This is a genomic window from Mesorhizobium sp. WSM4311, from assembly GCF_002295115.1.
Taxonomy (GTDB): domain Bacteria; phylum Pseudomonadota; class Alphaproteobacteria; order Rhizobiales; family Rhizobiaceae; genus Mesorhizobium.
The window spans coordinates 139,506-161,087 of the sequence record NZ_NSFV01000009.1; the positions used below are offsets into that span (position 1 = coordinate 139,506).

Consider the following 21,582-nt stretch of genomic DNA (forward strand, 5'->3'; position numbering starts at 1 on the left):
CTATTTCATTCCACATCGGGCGCAATGAACGGCAAGATACGAGAGTGGTTTCGCAATTGGCGATGGGCCTTGGCCGCATCGCTGATCCTGCATGCCTTGATCGCAGCGTTCTTGTTCTTTGGCGTGCCGAGATCCGAGCAGCAGCCGCAACAGCAGGAACAGCCCGTCAATGTCGCGATTGTGCCGCCGCCCGAGAAGCCTAAGCCGAAACCTGCTCCAAAGCCACCTGAGCCGAAACCCGAAAACAAGGCTGAAAAGCCGCCTGAACAAAAGCCGCCTCCGGAGCCCCCGAAACCGCCAGACGACCATGTTCTGAAGCGCGTTTTCCAGTACGGCCAGAAAGATACGGGACCGGAGAAATCGCTCGACGGAAGCAGCGCCAAACCCAACACGCCGTCACCGGACAAGGATGAGGCGGCGAAGCCGCCTATAACATCGACACCCGCGCCGACCCAGCCCGCCCCGGCTGCAACGCCGCAGCAGAAGGCAGAGCCCAGCAAGCCTGACGAGAAGCCGGCTACCGCCGCGCCGGACGAAAAGCCCGCGCAAGGCGAGGAAAAGCAGGAGGCCGCCTCGCCGGACGCCAATCCCGCGCAAAACGAGGAGAAGCAGGCGACCGAGGACGCTGACAAACAGCAGCCGGACAAACATGGGCTCGCACCGCAGCCCGCCGAAAAGCAAGCGGTTGTGACACCAAAGCCATTGGCGGCCGAGACTGGTAGCAAGCCAGCGCCTCCAGCCTCAACCGGAAAGGCAAAGCCCAAACCGGCCAAGACGTTGACGTTCAAACCCGCTAGGGCCTTCAAAGCGCCGATCGGGAATGCTGGAAGGTCAAATCCCGCCAACGACGATGTTGCAGGATCGCCAATCTATTCCGGCCTTCCGGGTGTCAGAAAGCTTTACTCGCAGGGAGCAACCGGCAATGCCTTCGCCACAAGCTCCATGGAGAATGTGCCGCGCGGTCAGCGCGTGGCCACCCTTTGCGGCAATGTTCTGAGCCAGGAACTGCAAAGCGCCGACTATTCGGTCAAATGGGTGCCAACCATTACGCTGGACAAAGGCAATGTTCTCAACCCTGGCCAAGCGGCCTTCAGCACCAGAAACACCTGGTACAATCTAAATTTCCGATGTGAAGTCGACCCCGATGCGACGAGGGTCCTGTCCTTCAACTTCCGTGTGGGGCCATTGGTCCCGCCTGGCGAATGGGCTAGCCGTGGATTCACCAAGTATCCGCTGAATTAGGCCGGCACGCCGAGCCCGGACAATTGCCGGCTAATTCTTGCCAGTCCGCGCAGACGAAATCGGCACCGGCCGCCGTCAGCCGCGCGGTGTGCCCGGCACAGGTGTGCCCGCCGCCGGTATAGCCGATCGCCGTCATGCCGGCGGCGGCGCATTGAGCCGCCCGGGCGCCTTGGCCGGGCCGCCCTGGGTGTGGTGATGCAAATCGACAAGCTGTCGTGGCCATATGCGCAAATCCGGTGCTTATGCTTGAAGCCGCCGCTATTTCATTCCACATCGGTCAGGATGAAGGACGAGGCACGAGAACGGCGCCGGTATCTGTTGTGGGGCATTCCCGCATCGCTGATCCTGCACGTGCTTGCTGCGGCGCTCCTTGTGTATGGCCTGCCCGTGCCTCTCCAACCGCCGCGCGAGGAGCAGCCAGTCAATGTCGCGATCGTGCCTCCGCCCGATCAGCCAAAGCCGAAACCTGTTCCGCCTGCGCCAAAGCCACCGGAACCGAAGGTTGAAAAGCCGCCTGAGCAGAAAATTGAAAAACAACTTCCGTCCGAGAAGCCGCCGCCAGGCGAGGTCCTGAGGCCTGTCTTTCAGTTCGGCGACAAGGATACCGGCCCGAGGAAATCGCTGGACGGGACCAGCGCCCAAGACAGCTCGCCGTCGCCGGCCAAGGATGACGATCCGAAGCCGCCTGTCGGGCCGAAGCCTGCAGACAGCCAACCTGTCACGCCGGCAGACGCCGAGGGGCAGGCAGCTTCAAGCGCGGAGATGGATAAACAACAGGCAGCTAAACAGGAGCCAGACAAGCAGGCGGCGCTCGACGACGCCAAGCAACAGGGCGGGGCACCAGCGCCTTTGGCTGCCGATAGCGGCGGCGAGATCGAGCTTCCCACATCAGCCGAAGCACCAAAGCCCAAACCCGCAACTGCGCCGAAGCCCAGCCCCTCGAAGGCCTCGAAGTCTGCATCTCGCAACGACTCGGGCCTTCCGGGTGTTCGCAGGCTCTACTCGCAGGGCGCCACCGGCGATGCGCTGGCCACGACCTCGATGGGCGGGGTGCCTCGCGGTCAGCGTGTGGCCAAACTCTGCGCCAGCGCGTTGCAGCAGGAGTTGCTGGATGCTTCCTATTTTCCCAAATGGGTACCGTCTCTTCCGCTGAAGGTGGGCAATATTCTAGACGCCCCGGATGTCGCTTTCAGCACGACAACCACATGGTACCATCTGGGCTTTCGGTGCGAGGTCGACACCGATGCGACGAGGGTCCTGTCCTTCAACTTCCGCGTGGGGGTACCAATCCCGCCCAGCGACTGGGGCGGTCTTAGATTACCCAGCCCCTACTAGATCAGGCCGGCACGCCGAGCCCGGACAATTGCCGGCTAATTTCTTGCCAGTGCGCGCAGACGAAATCGGCACCGGCCGCCTTCAGCCGCGCGGCGTGCTCGGCATAGGTGTGGCCGCCGCCGGTGTAGCCGATCGCCGTCATGCCGGCGGCAACCGCGCCCTGGATGCCGAAGGGCGAATCCTCGATGACGATGCAGTCGGCCGGATCGGCGCCCATCCTGGCGGCGGCGAACAGGAAGATGTCGGGCGCCGGCTTGCCGTTCTTGACCATGGAGGAGCTGTAGATCGCCTCGCCGAAGAACGGCGCCAGCCCGGTGACGGCCAGGCTGTGGTTGATGCGCTCGACGGAGGACGACGAGGCGACGCAGCGTTCGCCCTCGAGCGTCTCCAGAAACGCCGCGATCCCCGGGGTCGGTTTCAATTCCTCGGTAAACAGGATCTTGGTCTCGGCCCAGATGTCGCCGTCGGCGGCAGCGGGAAACTGATGGCCGGTCAATTCCCTGATCCTGGCGATGATGTCGGACTGCTTCATGCCGACGCATTGGGCGATGATGCCGCCATGGACGCCCGGCATGCCGTGCTTTTCATAGACGCGTTCGTAGGCCCTGGCGGCCAGCGGCTCGCTGTCGACGAGAACACCGTCGCAATCGAAGATGATAGGCCTTGGTCGCGCCACGCGCTTGTCTCCTCACGTCAAATTTCGCACATCGCTATCGGCAAAAAGTCAAATGTTCAATAGTGCGATGTCTTCAGCGCGTTTTGGGGCTGCAACGGCGGGCAGTCAAAGCTGGCGCAGCGCATCGCTTGCGCGGCCGGATCCGAGCGCCCGTTGCATGGCTTGCCGGGATTGTGCGCGGTCGGGCGTGATCCAGTTCGGCTCCGCACCGAGGAAGCGGTCGAGGAACGCCACCGCATAGGCCGGCATCTCGGTCACATTCTCGCGATAGGACCACCAGGTGCGCAGATCGTCGGCGCATTGGTCGATGCTGGGCGCCTTGCCGAACTCCTGCTCATAGATCGCCGAAATCACCGAGACGCAGTAGTTGGTGTAGAGGAAGCCTTCCGGCCAGAAGCGGATGATGTCCAGCGTGCCGCCATTCTGATCCGTTTCCATGAGTTGCGCGAGGCCGGAGATCTCCCTGGCCGGCGCCTGTTTGATCAGCTCGCGCAGCACGAGGCCGGCGGCAAAGACGATGAAATCGGCGCGGTCGATCGCGGCGAAGCGCTTCTGCGCTTCCATGATCTCGACCCAGTCGAGAAAGGCCCGCGTCAGCTTCGCCTCGTCGATCTCGAAACGCACGCCGAACGTCTCCGAGACCACCTTGGCGCTGCCGCGGAAAGTGGCGCGAAACCAGCGCAGCTGCCGCAGCCGGTGGCGCAGGTCGGGCATAAGGGCCAGTTCATCCCTGAAGGGCAGTTCCATTTGATGCATCCCGTTTGACGACAGGCTAGCACAGCCATGCCGCCGCCGAAATCGGCAGACGGCTCTGTGGATGGCGTAGCGGAGACTAATATCTTACATATTGACATTCGCGGAAACAAATGTTCTCACTTTGATGTTGTCGCGTGCCGGTCCAAGGTGCGGTTCAACGGAGGCTTCGGGAGGAGAACCGAATGGCGATTTGGCAGTGGGGACTGCTTCTGCTGGTTATTGTGTGGGCGCTGCAGTCGCTCGGCGTCTGGCTGCAAATGCGGCACTATTCGGATGTCTTCCGGGGCGTCACCGACCAGTACAAGGACGGCTTCGTCGGAGCCGGCAATTTTCGCGGTCGGCTGGCCAAGGGCACCATCGCGCTCGTCGTGGTGACGCCCGACTTGATCGTGCGCCGCCTGATGGTGATGAGCGGCCGGTCCGTCTTCACCAAGTTCAAAAGACATGAAGAATTCGAGGGTGTTCCCCTCGATCGACTCCGGTCCAACCCTGCGATCATGGGGGAGGGGGAACCCGGTGTGGCCGAGGCCGTGAAACGGGCGATCGAACAGATCGACAAAACACGGTCGGAGCCGGGGAAGAAGCCGGGCCTGGCCGGCTTGAACGTAGCAAGGGCTTAGAGGACGCCGCGCACCGACTGGGATAACCGGCGGGCGGCATAAGGAGGAGAAATGTCTGTATTTTCGTTGTTGGCGCAGCATGCCGACATGGCCGTGCACAATCTGCATGTCGCAGGTACCATGGTCTCGGATGCCGCATTGCATGGCAAGCTCGCCGTCGAGCATGCTTCCGACCATCTCGTTGTCCTGGCACAAGCGGACAGCGGACCCATAACCGTCGATCAGTTCAAGGAAAAGCTGAAGGAAGTCCAGCAGGAAGAGCAGCTCGGCTGGCTGACCGCCATCGGCAAGTACTTCATCGGCATCTTCCAGAAGGGCGGCGAAGTGTTCGCCGGCTTCGTCACCGGCATCATTCCGACGCTGGTGGTGCTGATGACCGCCTTCTACGCCGTCACCGAACTGGTCGGCGAAGAGCGCGTGCATGGCCTGGCGCGCGGCGCCGGCAGGATTGCCTTGACCCGGTATACGCTGCTGCCGCTGCTGGCTGTGTTCTTCCTCACCAACCCGATGGCCTATACGTTCGGATCGTTCCTGGAAGAAAAGCACAAGCCGGCCTTCTATGACGCGGCCGTGTCCTACGTGCATCCGCCGCTTGGCCTGTTCCCGCACATCAATCCGGGCGAATATTTCGTCTGGGGCGGCATTCTCGTGGCTCTGCTCGAGCTTGAGAAGAAGGGCGTTGTCGTCGCCGGTTACCACGTCAAGGTGGCGATCTGGTACGCCATTGTCGGCCTCGTCGTCATCCTGCTCAAGGGCATGCTCACCGAGCGCATCACCACCATCATGGCACGCCGCCAGGGCGTCGAGCTGTAAGGGCGGGGAGGACATCATGGACAGGACATTCAAAGCCGTAAAGATCTCCCGGGGCAACACAGGCTGGGGCGGCCCGCTCGTCATCGAGCCGACCGCGCAGCGCGACAAGGTCGTCTCCGTCACCGGCGGCGGCATCCATCCCGTCGCCCAACTCATCGCCGACATGACCGGCGCCACGGCGGTCGACGGCTTCAAGGCGCCGCCGATCGAAGGTGAGATGGCAGTGGTCGTCGTCGATTGCGGCGGCACCGCACGCTGCGGCGTCTATCCGCGCAAGCGCATCCCGACCGTCAATCTGACGCCGGTCGGCCAGGCTGGGCCGCTCGCCCAGTTCATCACCGAGGACATCTACGTTTCGGGCGTGAAGCCGGCCAACGTCACAATGGCGGACGGATCCGAGGCGGTCACCACTGCGGGGGGAGCAGCATCGATGAGTTCAGGCAATAACACAGCAGCGGCGGCGCCACAGCCGCTGCCGAGCGAAGGCGGTCTGATCGGCCTGATCAGCTCGATCGGACGCGTCATGGGCCGGGTGGTCGGCATCTTCTTCAATGCCGGCCGCCGCACGATCGACCAGGTGGTGCGCAACGTGCTGCCGTTCATGGCCTTCGTGACCATGCTCATCGGCCTGATCCTCTACACCGGCATCGGTGACGTGCTCGCCCAGCCGATGGGACCGCTGGCCAACAACATCGTCGGCCTGCTGATCATCTCGGCCATTTGCGGCCTGCCGTTCCTGTCTCCCATCCTCGGGCCGGGCGCCGTCATCGCGCAGGTCATCGGCGTGGCCATCATCGGCCCGCAGATCGCCAACGGCACGATTTCGCCGGCGATGGCTCTGCCGGCGCTGTTTGCCTACAATACCCAGGTGGGCTGCGACTTCGTCCCCGTCGGGCTGGCGCTCGGTGAAGCCAAGCCGAAGACGATTGAAATCGGTGTGCCTGCGGTGCTCATCAGCCGCCAGATCATGGGTCCCGTATCCGTGCTGATCGCATGGGTCGTCAGCCTGATCGTATTCTAAGGACATAAGAGAATGAGGTTCGCCACATGACGGTTCTGCTGAGAACACGGGTCACTTCCATCGGGCCCGAAGTGGCGGATCTTGCCGAAGGGGGCGTGGTCATCCTGTTTGCGGATGGCTCGCCGCCGGAGCTTGCCGAGGTTTCGGTGCTCCACAAGACGGAGGTCGGACCGAGCGACGGTGCGCCGCAAAAGGGCGCTTCGATCACCCTTGGTCCGGTTTCCGCGGTCATAACCGCCGTCGGCTCCAGCGCGTGGAGCAAGGTGCTCGAGATGGGCCACGTCGTCATCTCGTTCAACGGCGCCACCGAGGCCGAGAGGCCGGGCGAGATCTGCGCATCGCAGGTCGATGCCCAGGCGCTCGTGTCCGCACTGAAAACGGACGCGATCATCACCATCGCCGCCTGAAGCATTCGCGCCGCGACCCATCTGGTTTTGGCGCTTAAAAAAGCAGAGTATTTGCCATGGAACGCTCGACCATCGTCAGAGTGCATGAAGGTTTGCACGCCCGTCCCGCCACGCGGTTCGTCAAGCTCGCCAAGGGCTTCGAATCCGATGTCGAGCTGGTCAAGGACGGCAAGGCGGTCAGCGCCAAGAGCTCCGTCAAGCTGATGCTGCTGGCGGTCAAGGAAAACCAGGAAGTTACCGTGCGGGCGAACGGCGCCGACGCCATCGAGGCGATCGAAGCGCTGATCGGCTATCTCGAGAATCCCAAGGCGGGTCTCGACGACGAAGCCGAGCCGCAGCGCCCGGCCAATGATGCCGGCCAGGCGGCATCCTTGTCAGCACCCCAATCCGTGCCGGCTGCAACAGGCCAAGCGAACGGCCTGCGCGGGGTCGCGGCAAGCGAGGGCGTCGCCATCGGGCCGGCCTTCGCGCATTTCCCGCCCGAGATCGCCGGACAGGGCCGCATGCTGCAGGCGGAAGAGATCGCCGGCGAGATTGACAGGTTCCGTGCCGCCGTCGCCGCCGTCCAGGCGCGCATGGACCGGACCTTGGCGCACGACAGCCTGTCTGCCGCAGACCGCGGCATCGTCGCGGCACTCAGGGATATCGCCGCCGACGACAGCCTGACCGGCGAGGCCGAAAAGGCGATCAGGGGCGGCAACGACGCGGTGTCTGCCGTCATCACCGCAGCCTCCACGATCGCCGCCGATTTCAGCGCGGTCGACGATCACTACCTCAATGCGCGGGCCGACGATGTCCACGCCGTCGGACGGCAGATCTGCCTGGTGTTGCTGGGCCAGGACGACGTCAGCCTCGAAAGCATTCCCGAAGGCGCCATTCTGATCGCCGACGACATCGGCGCCTGGGATCTGGCGCGGGCGCCGCTGAAGCGCATTGGCGGGGTTATTTGCGGCCATGGCGGCGCCACCTCGCACATCGCCATCATCGCGCGCTCGCACGGCATTCCGGCGGTGCTGGGCCTTGGCGACCAGGTCAATGCCTTGCGCACCGCGCGCGACGTGGCGCTCGACGGCAACACCGGCCACGTGATCATCGACCCGGACGCGGCGACGCGCGCAGACTATGCCGGCCGCGTCGAAGCGGCGGCGAAGGAGCGCGCCGGCCTGACCGCCTTCAAGACGGTGACGCCGAAACGCGCCGACGGCAAGGTGATCGAGGTCGCGGCCAATATCGGCTCGCTAGAGGAGATCGAGGCGGCGCAGGAGGCGGGCGCCATGGGCGTCGGCCTGTTCCGCACCGAACTCCTGTTCATGCGTCATATGCATCTTCCCTCGGAGGACATGCAGGCCGAGACCTATGCAGCGCTGGCCAAGGCCTTCGCGCCCTATCCGGTCATCGTGCGCACGCTCGACATCGGCGGCGACAAGCCGATCGCCGGCATCGAGTTTCCCGACGAGGAGAACCCCTTTCTCGGCTGGCGCGGCATCCGCATGTGTCTTGACCGGCCCGATATCTTCAAGCGCCAGCTTAGGGCGCTGCTGCGGGCCGCCGTGCACGGCAACATCAAGGTGATGCTGCCGATGGTGTCCGATATTTCCGAAGTCACGCGCACCCGCGCACTGGTCGATGAATGCGCCGCCGAACTCAAGGCCGAAGGCGTGCCTTATGCGACATTCGATCTCGGCGTGATGATCGAAACCCCGGCGGCCGTGCTGATCGCGCCGGCGCTGGCCAGGGAAGTGGCCTTCTTCTCGATCGGCACCAATGACCTGACCCAATACATCATGGCCGCCGACCGGCTCAACCCGACGGTCGCCAGGCTCAACGACGTCACCAATCCGGCGGTCATGTCGGCGATCGAGCTGACGGCCAAAGCCGGCGTCGCCGCCGGCATCATGGTGGGCATGTGTGGTGAGGCGGCCGGACGCCCGGATCTGATCGCGGCCTTCATCGAAATGGGTCTGACCGAGCTTTCGATGAGCCCGGCCTCCATCCAGCGCGCCAAGAAGACGATCACGGCCATGGCGGCCGGGGATTAGCCATTCCAGGAAAAGTGTGAGCGCTTTCCCTTGGGAATTGCGTCAAAACAAAGAGTTAGAGCGGTTCGCCGTTTCCATGAAACGGTGAGACGCTCTGGATTTCCGGAAGCGCTGCTGGAGCTTACGGCAAATGCGCAAGCAAGGTGGCGAAGACTGGCGTCAGTTCATCGACCGGGCTTGCCTTGGCGCAGGCCTGTACGATGCGATCGTGACGGATATCGGCAGCCAGGATCGCGATCTCCAGCATGTCGGGTTCAGGCGCGCCGTCACGGCCGGTTGTCGCCAAGCCGCAGGCCAGAACCACAGGCGCCAGGCAGCTTATGTCGAGCGCGCGCTCCCCGGCGATTCCCGGCGCGGCTTCGCCAAAGTGCACCGGACGCTGGCTGAGCAACTCGACCAGCAACGCCGCACAAGTGGCCGCGATTGCCTGCAGCCCGGAGCCCGGCGCGGTCAACGCGGACAGGAAATCACCATGGCGCTTGCGCATCGTGGCATGCGCGGCGGCGAAATCGGCTTCGTGGATGCGGGCGTTGTCGATCTTCAGCTCGGCGAGCACCGCCTTCGTCAAATAGTACATGTCGCGCCGGAACAGGCGCTCGGCGCTCAACTGCCGCTCTTCGTTTCCGGCCGGAAAATAGGTGCCGAGGCCTTTCACGGTCGTGCCGTCCACCTTGATCGGGCGCTCGTGCGGGACAAAGGATTCGGCGATCGACAGCGCCTCGTCGACGGCGCTTGCGGCATGGCTGAGCAGGCCTTCGATGCCTTTGCCCGGAAACGGCGGCAGATGGCTGGTCGCTTCGTGCAGCACGCTGGCGTCACCGGTGCCGTCATGGCGGCTTTGCCGGATGATGTCGCGGACCTCCCGCAACCGGTCCTTCAAATTGACGCGGACGTCTTCGGAGATTTGTCGGAGCATCGCGGTCTGCCTCGAAAGTGCCTTGCAGGACGGCCGGCCAGGGCCAGCCACCGACTCTACATTGTTCCTATCGATTGGTAGATCAATAGGCGATACTAGACCAGCATGCAGAATCGGCGACGGCGCGCTCGTCCGTCGCCGCGGGGGAGGGATGATTGGCCAGGCGACGACAAACTGAAGAAGGGCGGGCCGAAGAAGGGCGGACAGGAGCGGAGACGACCGAGCAGGTCGCTGGTGAAAGCCGGACGGACCGCCTCAGGATTCGCGCCGCCTGGATGTATTTCGTCGAGCAGATGACGCAGAACGAAATCGCCGACGTGCTTGGCGTCGGCCGCGTCACCATCGTGCGCATGCTGGCCGAGGCGCGCTCGCGCAACGAAGTGAAGATCACCATCGAGAGCGAATTGTCGGAGATCGTGCGGCTGGAGCGCGCGCTGGAGCGGACCTTCGGCCTGCAGCAGGCGCTGGTCGCCCCGCTCACTGCACCCAATGCCGATCCGATCCCCGCAATCAGCGCCAAGACCGGTGCTTTCCTGTCCGACACGATGAAATCCGGCATGCGCGTCGGCGTCGGCTGGGGCCGGACGCTGTTCTCCAGCCTGCCCTTCATCAGCGCCAAGTCGCTCTCCGATTTCAAGGTCATTTCGCTGCTGGGCGGTGTCGGCGTCGTGCGACGCTACAACCCGGCCGAGTTCGCCTGGCGCTTCGCCCAGATCTTCCAGGGCGACGGCTATCTGATCCCGACGCCGGCCGTTGTCGACAGCGTCGAGACCAAGATCGCGCTGGTCGAGCGCTGCGGCCTGCAGGAGGTCTTTGAGATGGCCAACGTGCTCGATGCGGTTCTGTTGAGCGTCGGCGGCATCGCCTCGGCCACCACCTTCTCTCGCGGCGGTTTTCTCAGGGAAGCGGACCGCGAGGCCCTGCTCGAGCGTGGCGCTGTCGGCGACCTTCTGTTCCATTTCTTCGACCGCAACGGCGATCTGGTCGACCATCCCGTCAACAGCCATGTGATGTCGGTGGAAGTCGACCGTCTGCGCGCGGCGCCAATCCGCATCCTCACCTCCGGCGGCGAGGAGAAGACCGAGGCGCTGCTCGGCGCGATGAACCTGATCGCGCCGACGATCCTGATCACCGACGAGGAAAGCGCCAAGCGCATGCTCGAGGCGGTCAGCGCAAGCTGAAGGATGCCGTGATGTAGTCGGGCCAGGCCTGTTGCTCGTCGAAAACGGCGGCAAGGTCCGGCGTGTCCGCCAAAATGCCGCCGAGCACCAGCGCCGTGGCGACGCCGGCGCCGTTGCCGCCAGCTATGTCGTGCTCGACGCTGTCGCCGATGCAGACGACGCTGCCGCGGTCAGGTTCGCCGGCCAGCGCCAGGGCCGCGTCGAAGATCGCCGGATAGGGCTTGCCGATGCGGGTGACGCTGCCGCCCAGGCTTTCGTAGAGGTCGGCGATCTCGCCGGCGCCGAAGCGCGGTCCGACCGCCGCCAGCATGATCCTGTCGGGGTTGGTGCAGAAGCACGGCACCTGTCGCGCCGCCGCCGGGGCGAGCAGCCGGCGATAATGGTCGAGGTCGTGGCGGTCGCCCTCGCTGGCCGAAATCAGTACCAGTTCGGCGTCCTCGCCGGCCTCGGTCAGCACAAAGGGCAGGCCCTCGACCGCCGTGCGGTCGTTGTCGCGGCTGATTAGCAGGCATTTTGTCCCCGGACGCAGCTTTCCCGATGCCGCCATCTCGTTGAAGGATCGCCACGCCACCTCGCCGGAGGAGACAAAATGGTCCCAACTGCCGGCGGCGAAGCCGAGTTTCAGCAAGCGGTCCTCATTGGGCCTGGCGCGTTTGCCGGAATTGGAGATCAGCACCACCGTCTTGCCGCCGCGCTTCAGCGCCGACAATGCCTCTACCGCGCCTGGATAAGGAGCCTGGCCGTCATGCAGCACGCCGAACTGGTCGAGCAGGAACACCTGATAGCGCTCGGCCAGCGGCCCGATACCGTCGAAGCGTTCGATTGCTTTCGCGCTCATGCCAGTCCTGCCTTGCTTGCAGCCTTTAGCGCCAGCCGCGCCGTGCCGGCGGCCGCCTCGTCGGACAGTGCGGGCAGGAAATCGACGCCGAGCTTGCGTCGCCGAATCGCGGTCCAGGCCGGATTTGCGGCGCCGCCGCCGACGCTCCTGACAGAGGTCAGCGCCGGCGCGCCGAGCTCGGCCAGCCTGCGGTAGCCGAACGCCTCGATCGCCGCCATGCCCTCGAACATCGCCTTGAGATAGTCGGCATCATCAGCTGGTCGCGGCGAAAGACGCGGCGGCAAAGTGGGATCGGCGATCGGAAATCGTTCACCCGTCGTACTAAGCGGATAGTAGTCGAGACCGGTTTGCGTCGTAGGATCGATTGCCGCGCTGAGTTCGATGATCCGCGCCAGCGGAAAATGCTGGGCCAGCACCTTGCCGCCGGAATTCGACGCGCCGCCGGCCAGCCAGGTGTCGCCAAGGCGATGGCTGTAGATGCCGAAGCGCGGTGCCGAGATCGGCCGGCCGGACAGGATCTTGATGGTGAGCGAGGATCCCAGCGCCGTGACGCCGTCGCCGGCCGTCGTGGCGCCCGTCGCCAGGAACGAGGCACAGCCATCCGTCGTGCCGGCGACCACGACCACATCGCGCGGCAGGCCGAACAGTTCCGCCGCGGCCACGGTGAACGTGCCGGTGACATCGCCCGGCTCGACCACATGAGGCAGCAAGTCCATGCGCATGCCGGTGGCCGCGATCCAGTCCGGCCAGCGGCGCGCCTCGACATCAAAGCCCGTCTTCAGCGCATTGTTCTCGTCACTGACGTCGTAGCGGCCGGAGAAGTTTGCGGCGATCCAGTCGGCCTGGTGCAGCACGGCTGCGATGCCGGGCAGATGCTGAAACCGTAACGCCTTGGCCAGGCCTGAAGTCGCGCCGTGCGCGGCGCTCGCCTCAGGCGCCTCGCGGGCGATGGCTGCCAGGATGCCGGCGTCGTCGACCTTGTCGTTGTACATCAGCGGCTCGGCCAGCGGTTGCCCGGCGGCGTCGACGGGCAGCAGCGTGCCCGACGTGCCGTCGACGGCGATGGCGCGGACAGCAGTACGGTCGATGCCCGAAAGCAGGTCTGTCAGAGCCGCCCGGACCGCTTGCCACCATGCCGCGGGGGAGCGGGGATTTTGGCCGAATTTGTCGAGCCGGACCGCCGACTGGCCGGCAATGGAAAAATCCGGACGCATGGCGACGGCGCGCGCGCCCGATGTGCCGATGTCGATGCCGATGACAAGAGGCATCATGTCTTCAGTCCTTTGCTAGCCGCCTGTGGCATTGAGCTTCTGGCGATACTGCTCGGCGTCCCAATTGACCAGTTCGTCGTTCTCGGCAGCGGTGAGATAATTCAACCGCGCCGCGACGTCGACGCGAGCCGTCACGTCGGCGAGGCAGCGCTGCATGGCGTCGGCGCCAGCACTGGCGTCGCCGCGCATCAGCACGCCGGCGCCGGGAAACAGGATCGCCACAGGGGCCGTGCCGAGGCGCGCGGCGACGCTAGCCGCGTTCTCGCCTGGCTTGGCCACCACCGAACCTTGGCCGAGGAAGATGACATGGTCGGGATAGAGGCTGCCGGCCTCCGCCATGCGGCGGCTTTGCGCATCGAGCGCAACTGCGTGGGCTTCCAGATCCACCGGCAGCCGGTAGGCGCTGTCGGCGGCAAGCGCTGTCAGGGCCGCGATGTCGGGCGCGGCGGTCGCGCGCGCCGGCCGTGCCAACAGCGAGCGGACGCGATGGAGCAGCCGCTCCGCCTCGGCCACGGTTTGCGCGGCGACGACCAGCCCATGATTGCCAAGGATCAGCACATCGACACCAGGCCGCAGTTTCTCGGCAATGCCGCGGGCGAGCGGCAGACCCGGCCGGCAATAGGGCACATAGGCACATTCGACGCCGCCGAGCCGCCTGGCGACCTCGGCCTCGCCGTCGGCCTGCACGGCAAGCGAAATCGTGTCGACGCAGTGGACATGCAGAACCACACGTTGCGGCATCAAGGCATGCACCGTGGTTTCGATCGAGGGGCGCAGGCCGCGCGGATTGAGTTCGTCGATGGCGAAGGCCTGCGGCTTGTCGGCGGCGGGATCGCGCTCTTCGACCGCCTTGAGCAGCGGCGCCATCGCCACCGGAACCATGATGTCGTCGCTGAGTGCATCCTTCAGCCAGGTGCCGGAGGCCTTGATCCACAGCGTGTCGCCGGCCTTGAGCGACGTGTTGCCGCCCGCCGCCTGGGTCATATGCGGGTTGAGCCCGATACGGGCTGAAAGCGTCCGCAAGGCCGCCAGTTCCTGCGCGTCAGCTTGGGTTGCCATGGCGCCTTTCCTTCAACGCTTGCCCGGGATCCGCCGCCGGGTGTTGGCGCTGATATCGCAGATGCGAGCGACTTACGTCAACAGTGATCTACTATCATCAAAACCAGCTTGCAATCTGACTAATGTTGAGTAAGTTGCACCAATTGCCGTGGAAAATGGCATTGGGAGGAAAAGAGTTGAGCGACTCCGGCCGCCAGCGTCAGATCGTCGAACTGCTGCGGGACCGCCCGTTCGCCTCGGTGCGCGAGCTGCAGGAGCGGCTTGGCGTTTCGGCGGCGACGGTCAGGCGCGACATCGACCGGATCGACGAGGCCGGCGAGGCGCGCAAGGTCTATGGCGGGATTTCCGCGCTCGACGGCGCATCGCATGCGGGTGTTGCCTATGCCCGGCCCTATGACGAGAACCGTGACCTCGCAGTCGAGGCCAAGCGGCAGATCGCGGCCATCGCGGCGACCATGGTGCGCGACGGCGACGCGGTCATCGTCCATGGCGGCTCGACCTGCTTCCATCTCGGCGTCAAGCTCGCCGAGCGCAACATCCGCCTCTACACCAATTCGATGCCGCTCGCGGCCTATCTGAGCGACCATGGCCATTGCAGCCTGACCGTTGCCGGCGGCGAGCTGCATCGCGAACCCGGCATCATCCATTCGTCGGTCCAGGCGACGCCCTTCTACGCGTCGAAATTCTTTCTCGGCGCGCAAGGCCTCAACCAGGAAGGCGTGCTGGAATCGCATCCGCTGCTGGTGCGCTCCATTGTCGATCTCAGCCTGTGCGCCGACCAGATCGTGGTGCTGGCCGACAGCCGAAAACTGTCGATCCACGCGCGCAATGTCGCTCTGCCGCTGTCGCGCATCGGCACGCTGATCACCGATGACGGTCTTTCGGATGCCGATGCGCGCATGCTGGAGGATGCCGGCGTCATGGTGCGGATCGCGTCCACCACGGGAGCCGTCCCGTGAAAGTGGCGGTGCTCGATTTTGGCAAGACCAATTCGAAGCTGTTCGTCTTCGGCCAGGATGGACGCATCCTCGACGAGCGCCGGACCCAGCCGAAATGGATGCGCCAGGACGGCTTCAGCGTGCTCGACGAGGCCGCCCTCCATGACTGGGCGCTCGCTGCCGTCACGGACGCGGTCGAAAACCATGGCGTGGAAGGGGTGATGGTGTCGGGCCATGGCTGCACCTTCGCCCTCGTGGACGACGCGGCGCTGACGCATCCGATCCTCGACTACGAACAGGAGCCGCCGGCCGAAATCGCTGCCCGGATCGATCGCCGCATTCCGGATTTTGCCGAGACGTTCTCGCCCCGCCTGCCGCTCGGCTTCAACTATGGCCGTCACATGCTGTGGCTGCAGGACGTCGATGCCGATGCGTTCGCGGCGGCGAAATCGATCCTCGGCTACCCCCAGTTCTGGAGCTGGCGCCTCGGTGGCAGGCCGGTCTCGGAGGTATCCTATCTCGGTTGTCATTCGCATTTGTGGGCGCCGCGCAAACGGGACTTTTCCTCATTGGTCGATGCCGAGGGCTGGCGCCGCCAGATGCCGGCCTTCGCGCGCGCCGGCGCGGTCATCGGCGAGCGGCGTCTTGGCCGAGCGGCACGGCCAATCGCCATCCACAATGGCGTCCACGACTCGAATGCGGCGCTCCATGCCTATCGCCGCCAGGAGCTTGGCCCGCTGACCGTGGTGTCGACCGGCACCTGGGTCGTCGTGCTCAATCCCGACTGCCCGCTGGACGTTCTCGACCGTGACCGCGACATGCTGGTCAATGTCGATGTCGACGGCGGCCCGGTGCCGACCATCCGCTTCATGGGCGGGCGCGAATTCGCCGCCATCAGCGGCGACTGGCAAGGCGCGATCCCGCATGGCTCGATCCAGCAAGCGATCGATGCCGGCATCATGGCGCTGCCGAGCTTCGCGCCGGGCGGGCCGATGCCGGACCATCCCGGCCGCCTGGTCGGGCGCACGCCCGATGCCGCAGAACGCGCCGCGGCGGCGCTGCTCTATGTGGCGCTGATGGTCGATCTCTGCCTTGACCTCATCCATTCTCAAGGCACCGTCATCGTCGATGGCGGGCTGAACGCTGGCGGCCTGCTTGCCGGAGTGTTGGCTGAGCTGCGTCCCGGCCAGGCCTTCCTGCAGGGCGCCACGCTGGAGGGCAGCGCCACGGGCGCGGCAGCACTTGCCTTCGAGGGCGTCGGACGCGACTTCGCCGCCGAGGCGCCGGAGCCGGTGCATGCGGCACGCTTCGCCGGCCTTGCCGGCTATCGCGACGCCTGGCGCGATCGCGTTGGCGGGCGGGGCGACGCCATCAAGGCGGCGGGTGGTGCACGATGAGCGCGGCGGCACAAAAGCGGGCAAGCGGCCATCCGGTGCTGGAGATGCGGCACATCTCCAAGACCTTCGGCGCGATCCGCGCCTTGCAGGATGTTTCGCTCACCGTCCAAGCCGGCGAGCTGCATGCTCTGATGGGTGAGAACGGCGCCGGCAAGTCGACGCTGATGAAGGTGCTGTCGGGCGCCTATCGGCCGGATGCCGGCGGCGAGATCCTGATCGATGGTGTGCCCGCCGCGACCGGCGATCCGATCAAGGCTCGCGCCGCTGGCATCGCGGTGATCTATCAGGAGCTGTCTCTGGCGCCCAATCTGACGGTGGCGCAGAACATCTTCCTCGGCAACGAGCCGCGGCGCTTCGGCATTGTCGACCGCGATCAGTGCAACCGGCGGGCGAACGAAATCATCGCGCGGCTCGGCGTCTCCTTCTCGGCGCGTGCGCTGGTCTCCAGCCTGTCGCTCGGCGAGCGCCAGCTGGTCGAGATCGCCCGCGCGCTGTCGACCAATGCGCGCATCATCGTCATGGACGAGCCGACGACGTCGCTGACGTCGCGCGAGACCGACAGCCTGTTCGAGGTGATCGCGACGCTGAAGGCGCATGGCATCGCCATCATCTACATCAGCCATCGCATGGAAGAGGTCTACCAGCTCGCCGACCGTGTCAGCGTGCTGCGCGACAGCGGCTATGTCGGCACACTGGAGCGCGCCGACCTCAACGCCTCGCGGCTGGTGTCGATGATGGTCGGCCGCGATCTCTCCGCCTTTTACAAGAAGGATCATCGTCCGCCGGACGCGAAGCGCGCCATCGCACTCTCGGTGCGCGGCATGTCCGACGGACGTCTGCTGAAGAACTGCTCGTTCGACCTGCACAAGGGCGAGGTGCTGGCTCTGGCAGGTCTTGTCGGCTCCGGCCGCACCGAGCTCGCCCGGCTGATCTTCGGCGCCGACAGGCGCAGCGCCGGCACGCTGGAACTCGACGGCAAACCGATCTCAATCGGCTCGCCGCGCGAAGCGCTCGACGCCGGCATCGCCTACCTAACCGAGGACCGCAAGGAACTCGGCTTGTTCCTCGACATGTCGATTTCCGACAACATCAGCATGGGCGTGCTGGCCAGGGACGCGCGGACCGGCGGATTGCGCGACTTCGGCGCCGCCGACAGGCGCGCGGCTAAAGCCATCGCGGACCTGTCGATCCGCACCCGCTCGGCGCAGGCCAATGCCGGCTCGCTGTCGGGCGGCAACCAGCAGAAAGTGCTGCTCGCCCGCCTGCTGGAGACCGAGCCGAAGGTCGTCATCCTTGACGAGCCGACGCGCGGCGTCGATGTCGGCGCCAAGTCGGAAATCTACCGGCTGATCGACAACCTCGCCAACCGGGGCATCGCCATCCTGATGATCTCCAGCGAATTGCCCGAGGTGATCGGCGTCGCCGACCGCGTGCTGGTGATGCGCGACGGCTCCATAGCAGGCGAGGTGACGGCATCCGGAGGCGAGCCGCTGCGCCAGGAGGCGATCATGGAACTTGCGACGGGAGCGGCCCAGGAATGACCGACAGAACGACGACGAGCGTGGATCAGGCGGCGGTCAGGAGCCGGCGGCTGCGCACAACCTTCGCGGCGCTCGGCATGCTGCCGGTGCTGGTGCTGCTGGCGGCCGGCTTCCAGTTCATCAATCCCCGCTTCCTCACCGAGACCAATCTGCTCATCGTCACGCAGCAATCGTCGATCAACATCGTGCTTGCCGCCGGCATGACCTTCGTCATCCTGACCGGCGGCATCGACCTGTCGGTCGGCTCCATCCTCGCCGCGTCGGCGATGGTGGCGGTGCTGGTGTCGTTGGTGCCTGACTGGGGTCTGCTCGGCGTGCCGGCGGCCATCCTCGTCGGCCTCGGCTTCGGGCTCGTGAACGGGCTGCTCGTCGCCTATATCAGGCTGCCGCCGTTCATCGTCACGCTGGGTTCGCTGACGGCCGTGCGCGGCATCGCCCGCCTGCTCGGGCAGGACACGACGGTGTTCAACTCGGACCTGCCTTTCGACTTCATCGGCAATGGCTCGCTGTTCGGCATTCCCTGGCTGGTCGTCATCGCGCTGTCGGTCGTCGTGCTGTCCTGGCTGGTGCTCAAGCGCACCGTGCTCGGCACCTGGATCTATGCCGTCGGCGGCAATGCCGAGGCGGCGCGGCTGACCGGCATCAAGGTGCCGCTGGTGCTGCTCTTCGTCTATGGCGTGTCCGGCCTGCTCGCCGGGCTCGGTGGCGCCATGTCGGCGGCAAGGCTTTACGCCGCCAACGGCCTGCAGCTCGGCCAGTCCTACGAGCTCGACGCCATCGCCGCCGTCATCCTTGGCGGCACCAGCTTCGTCGGCGGCGTCGGCTCGATCTGGGGCACGCTGATCGGCGGCCTGATCATCGCGGTGCTCTCCAACGGGCTCATCTTGGCCGGTGTCTCGGACATCTGGCAGTACATCATCAAGGGATTGGTCATCATCGTGGCGGTCGCCCTCGACCGCTACCGGCTCCAGGCAGGGGCGAGAACGTGAGTGACCTGGTCGCCGGCATCAAAGACCGGCTTGTGTAACGCACCGTGAGAGGCTCGGTGCATCAGGAGGAAGTAAGCGTAATGAAGACCATCGCCAAACTGCTCTGCGGCGCCGCGTTCGCGGCCGCCGCCATCGCGCCGGCATCGGCCAAGGACCTCAACAAGGTCGGCATCTCGGTCGGCCTGCTCGGCAACCCCTTCTTCGTCGCCACCATCAAGGGCATCGAGGACGCGGCCAAGAAGATCAACCCGAAGGTCGAGGTGACGTCGGTATCGGCCGACTATGATCTCAACAAGCAGGTCTCGCAGGTCGATTCCTTCATTGCCGCGGGCGTCGACGTGATCATGCTCAACGCGGTGGACGCCAAGGCGATCGCGCCGGCGGTGAAGAAGGCACAGGCCGCCGGCATCATCGTCGCCGCCTTCGACGTTTCGGCGCCGGGCGCCGACGTCACCGTGATGACCAACAACGTCAAGGCCGGCGAGGAAGCCTGCCAGTACCTGGTCGATCATACCGGCGGCAAGGGCGACTACGTCATCCTCAACGGTCCGGCATCGTCGTCGATCCTGGAGCGGGTAAAGGGCTGCAAGAACGTGCTCTCGCAGCATGCCGACATCAAGATCCTGTCCGACGACCAGAACGCCGAAGGTTCGCGCGACGGCGGCCTGAAAGTGTTCCAGTCGCTGCTCACCCGCTTCGACAAGATCGACGCGGTGTTCGCCATCAACGATCCGACGGCGATCGGCGCCCAGCTTGCCGCCAAGCAGCTCAACCGCTCGGAATTCATCTTCACCGCGGTCGACGGCGCGCCCGATATCGAAAAGGAGCTCTCGTCCGGCTCCTCGATGATCAAGGCCTCGGCCTCGCAGGATCCCTATGTGATGGCCGGCCAGTCGCTGACGATGGCGGCCGAGCTGCTTGCCGGCAAGAAGCCGGCTGAGGCCACAGTGCTTCTCGATCCGAAGCTGATCACAGCCGAGAACCTGAAGGACTACAAGGGCTGGACCGCGGCCCGCTGATCACTCCAACAGGCGCGGCCGGACTTGTCCGGCCGCGCCTTTCTTCATCACCGCGAACCGGAGACGATCATGGCGCGCATCGGAATCCATTCTTTCGTCTGGTCGGCAAGCTCGGCACAGAGCGAGCTTGAACGCACGCTGGCCAACACCAGGGAGGCCGGCTTCGATCTGATCGAGTTCTCCTATCTCGACCCGGCCAATGTCGACATTGGTGGGCTTGCCAAACGCATCGCCGATCTCGGCCTCGGCGTGGCGATCAGCATCGGATTGCCTGGTGGCGGTGACATATCGAGCGCCGACAAGGCGGTCGCCGCGCGGGGCGTCGAGATCCTCAACGAGACCATCGCGCTGACGCGCGATCTAGGCGGCCGCAAGGTCGCCGGCATCCTGTCGGCAAGCCATGGCCTGCAGGTCGAAGCGCCGACGCGCGACCAGTGGACCCGCAGCGCCGCAACGCTGGCCAAGGTCGCCGAGACGGCGAAGGCGGCCGGCGTCACGCTCAATCTCGAAATCGTCAACCGCTTCGAAAGCAACCTGCTCAACACCGCCGCGCAAGGTCTCGCCTTCATCGAGGATACCGGCTCGGACAACATCTTCCTGCATCTCGACACGTTCCACATGAACATCGAGGAAGCCGATGTCGGGCTGGCCATCCGCAACGCCGCGGGCAAGATCGGCTATGTCCATATCGGCGAGAGCCATCGCGGCTTCCTCGGCACCGGCAATATCGATTTTGCAGCGATATTCGATGCGCTGACCGCCATCGGCTATGCGGACGATCTCAGCTTCGAATCCTTCTCGTCGGAGATCGTCGACGAGAACCTGTCGAAGAAGACCGCCATCTGGCGCAATCTGTGGACCGACAATATGGCGCTCGCCAAGCACGCGCGCGCTTTCATCGGCCTCGGGCTGGAGACGGCGCGGCGCAAGGCGGAACTGGTCTCGGCCCGTCACAAGGCGTAGGGCGGCCGCGGGCGGCAGGCCCCCCGCAGGCGTGATGCCTGGATGCGTAAACGCTTTTCGTTCCCGGGGTGCATGCATTGCCCCGGTCCCATGCATCGGCTATCCGACCTCCGCGACACATGAAGCAGAAGGAACCCGGCATGACGAACAAGACGATCCTCAAATTCGGCCCCGTCGAACACGCGGAAGCCGGCGACCTGCCTGGCTGGGTCGTGGTCGAAGGCCACCCGACCATGCAAACCGCTGTCCAGCACACGACGGAGGACGGCAAGGTGATGTCGGGAACCTGGCGGGCGTCGCCCGGCACCTATCACGCGACCTACACCGACTATGAGTTCGTGCACATGATCGCCGGCCGCATCATCATCACCCCCGACGGCGGCACACCGGTCGAAGTCGGCCCCGGCGACGCTTTCGTGGTGGAAGCCGATTTCAAGGGAACCTGGAAGATCATCGAGCCGGTGACCAAGCATTTCGTCGTCCGGGTGGCCTGAGCCGGCCGCCTCGGTTGTGCCAAGCTGGCAGGTCGGCAATGGGCCGACCTGCAAGTGGCGGGGACCA

General features: G+C 65.1%; 21 protein-coding genes. 15 read left to right on the forward strand and 6 right to left on the reverse strand.

Annotation, left to right across the window (positions count from 1 at the left end; genetic code table 11):
• Positions 1–24: 24 nt before the first annotated feature.
• On the forward strand, positions 25–1,242 hold the full coding sequence (locus CK226_RS23530; RefSeq protein WP_095793183.1) for a DUF930 domain-containing protein: 1,218 nt from the start codon (positions 25–27) through the stop codon (positions 1,240–1,242).
• A 282-nt stretch (positions 1,243–1,524) separates the two neighbouring features.
• Entirely contained in the window at positions 1,525–2,577 is a 1,053-nt protein-coding gene (locus CK226_RS23540) for a DUF930 domain-containing protein (protein WP_095793184.1), read from the forward strand.
• Position 2,578: 1 nt separating this feature from the next.
• On the opposite strand, the gene CK226_RS23545 is transcribed toward CK226_RS23540, so the two are convergent.
• Both CK226_RS23545 and CK226_RS23550 read right to left on the reverse strand, forming a co-directional pair.
• Entirely contained in the window at positions 2,579–3,253 is a 675-nt protein-coding gene (locus tag CK226_RS23545) for an HAD family phosphatase (RefSeq protein ID WP_095793185.1), read from the reverse strand.
• Between the two features lie 105 nt (positions 3,254–3,358).
• Positions 3,359–4,000: a hypothetical protein gene (locus CK226_RS23550; protein ID WP_095793186.1), complete on the reverse strand. Its 642-nt coding sequence runs from the start codon at positions 3,998–4,000 to the stop codon at positions 3,359–3,361.
• 191 nt (positions 4,001–4,191) lie between these two features.
• Here CK226_RS23550 and CK226_RS23555 point away from each other — a divergent pair, with 191 nt between their 5' ends.
• The 5 genes from CK226_RS23555 to ptsP are packed head-to-tail and all read left to right on the forward strand — an operon-like array spanning position 4,192 to position 8,909.
• A complete protein-coding gene (locus tag CK226_RS23555; RefSeq protein ID WP_095787930.1) occupies positions 4,192–4,629 on the forward strand; it encodes a transcriptional regulator GutM in 438 nt (145 codons plus the stop codon).
• Between the two features lie 51 nt (positions 4,630–4,680).
• Positions 4,681–5,442 (forward strand): PTS glucitol/sorbitol transporter subunit IIC, encoded by a 762-nt coding sequence (locus CK226_RS23560; protein WP_095772208.1) that lies wholly within the window; start codon positions 4,681–4,683, stop codon positions 5,440–5,442.
• A 16-nt stretch (positions 5,443–5,458) separates the two neighbouring features.
• Positions 5,459–6,463, forward strand: a complete 1,005-nt coding sequence (locus CK226_RS23565) for a PTS glucitol/sorbitol transporter subunit IIB (RefSeq protein ID WP_010911816.1) — start codon at positions 5,459–5,461, stop codon at positions 6,461–6,463.
• Positions 6,464–6,489: 26 nt separating this feature from the next.
• A complete protein-coding gene (locus CK226_RS23570; RefSeq protein ID WP_095787928.1) occupies positions 6,490–6,870 on the forward strand; it encodes a PTS glucitol/sorbitol transporter subunit IIA in 381 nt (126 codons plus the stop codon).
• Positions 6,871–6,926: 56 nt separating this feature from the next.
• Complete coding sequence (ptsP, locus tag CK226_RS23575) at positions 6,927–8,909, forward strand: phosphoenolpyruvate--protein phosphotransferase (protein ID WP_095793187.1); 1,983 nt, start codon at positions 6,927–6,929, stop codon at positions 8,907–8,909.
• Between the two features lie 121 nt (positions 8,910–9,030).
• Here the strand turns inward: ptsP and CK226_RS23580 are convergent, their stop codons facing one another.
• Entirely contained in the window at positions 9,031–9,825 is a 795-nt protein-coding gene (locus CK226_RS23580; RefSeq protein ID WP_095787926.1) for a hypothetical protein, read from the reverse strand.
• A 155-nt stretch (positions 9,826–9,980) separates the two neighbouring features.
• On the opposite strand from CK226_RS23580, the gene CK226_RS23585 reads away from it, so the two are divergent.
• Positions 9,981–11,006, forward strand: a complete 1,026-nt coding sequence (locus tag CK226_RS23585) for a sugar-binding transcriptional regulator (RefSeq protein ID WP_095772212.1) — start codon at positions 9,981–9,983, stop codon at positions 11,004–11,006.
• Here the strand turns inward: CK226_RS23585 and CK226_RS23590 are convergent.
• From CK226_RS23590 to CK226_RS23600, 3 genes are read right to left on the reverse strand one after another with little or no spacing between them, the layout of a single operon-like run.
• A complete protein-coding gene (locus CK226_RS23590; protein WP_095793188.1) occupies positions 10,993–11,844 on the reverse strand; it encodes a TIGR01459 family HAD-type hydrolase in 852 nt (283 codons plus the stop codon). The genes CK226_RS23585 and CK226_RS23590 overlap by 14 nt on opposite strands.
• Positions 11,841–13,115, reverse strand: a complete 1,275-nt coding sequence (locus CK226_RS23595; RefSeq protein WP_095793189.1) for an FGGY-family carbohydrate kinase — start codon at positions 13,113–13,115, stop codon at positions 11,841–11,843. The genes CK226_RS23590 and CK226_RS23595 overlap by 4 nt, the downstream gene beginning before the upstream one ends.
• Before the next feature lie 15 nt (positions 13,116–13,130).
• Entirely contained in the window at positions 13,131–14,174 is a 1,044-nt protein-coding gene (locus tag CK226_RS23600) for a class II aldolase/adducin family protein (RefSeq protein WP_095772215.1), read from the reverse strand.
• A gap of 176 nt (positions 14,175–14,350) precedes the next feature.
• Here CK226_RS23600 and CK226_RS23605 point away from each other — a divergent pair, with 176 nt between their 5' ends.
• The 7 genes from CK226_RS23605 (at position 14,351) to CK226_RS23635 (ending at position 21,515) form a co-directional block, all read left to right on the forward strand.
• Positions 14,351–15,133 carry a DeoR/GlpR family DNA-binding transcription regulator gene (locus CK226_RS23605; protein WP_095772216.1) on the forward strand — a complete coding sequence of 261 codons (783 nt, stop codon included), beginning with the start codon at positions 14,351–14,353 and terminating at the stop codon, positions 15,131–15,133.
• A complete protein-coding gene (locus tag CK226_RS23610; protein ID WP_095793190.1) occupies positions 15,130–16,509 on the forward strand; it encodes a carbohydrate kinase in 1,380 nt (459 codons plus the stop codon). Before CK226_RS23605 ends, CK226_RS23610 begins: the two co-directional genes overlap by 4 nt.
• Positions 16,506–18,050 (forward strand): sugar ABC transporter ATP-binding protein, encoded by a 1,545-nt coding sequence (locus CK226_RS23615; RefSeq protein WP_095793191.1) that lies wholly within the window; start codon positions 16,506–16,508, stop codon positions 18,048–18,050. The genes CK226_RS23610 and CK226_RS23615 overlap by 4 nt, the downstream gene beginning before the upstream one ends.
• Complete coding sequence (locus CK226_RS23620; RefSeq protein WP_095787919.1) at positions 18,047–19,039, forward strand: ribose ABC transporter permease; 993 nt, start codon at positions 18,047–18,049, stop codon at positions 19,037–19,039. The genes CK226_RS23615 and CK226_RS23620 overlap by 4 nt, the downstream gene beginning before the upstream one ends.
• An 80-nt stretch (positions 19,040–19,119) precedes the next feature.
• Positions 19,120–20,058, forward strand: coding sequence for an ABC transporter substrate-binding protein (locus CK226_RS23625; protein ID WP_095793192.1), 939 nt, complete (start codon positions 19,120–19,122; stop codon positions 20,056–20,058).
• A 69-nt stretch (positions 20,059–20,127) separates the two neighbouring features.
• Positions 20,128–21,021: a sugar phosphate isomerase/epimerase gene (locus CK226_RS23630; protein ID WP_095793275.1), complete on the forward strand. Its 894-nt coding sequence runs from the start codon at positions 20,128–20,130 to the stop codon at positions 21,019–21,021.
• Positions 21,022–21,161: 140 nt separating this feature from the next.
• Entirely contained in the window at positions 21,162–21,515 is a 354-nt protein-coding gene (locus tag CK226_RS23635; RefSeq protein WP_095793276.1) for a cupin domain-containing protein, read from the forward strand.
• Positions 21,516–21,582: the final 67 nt, after the last annotated feature.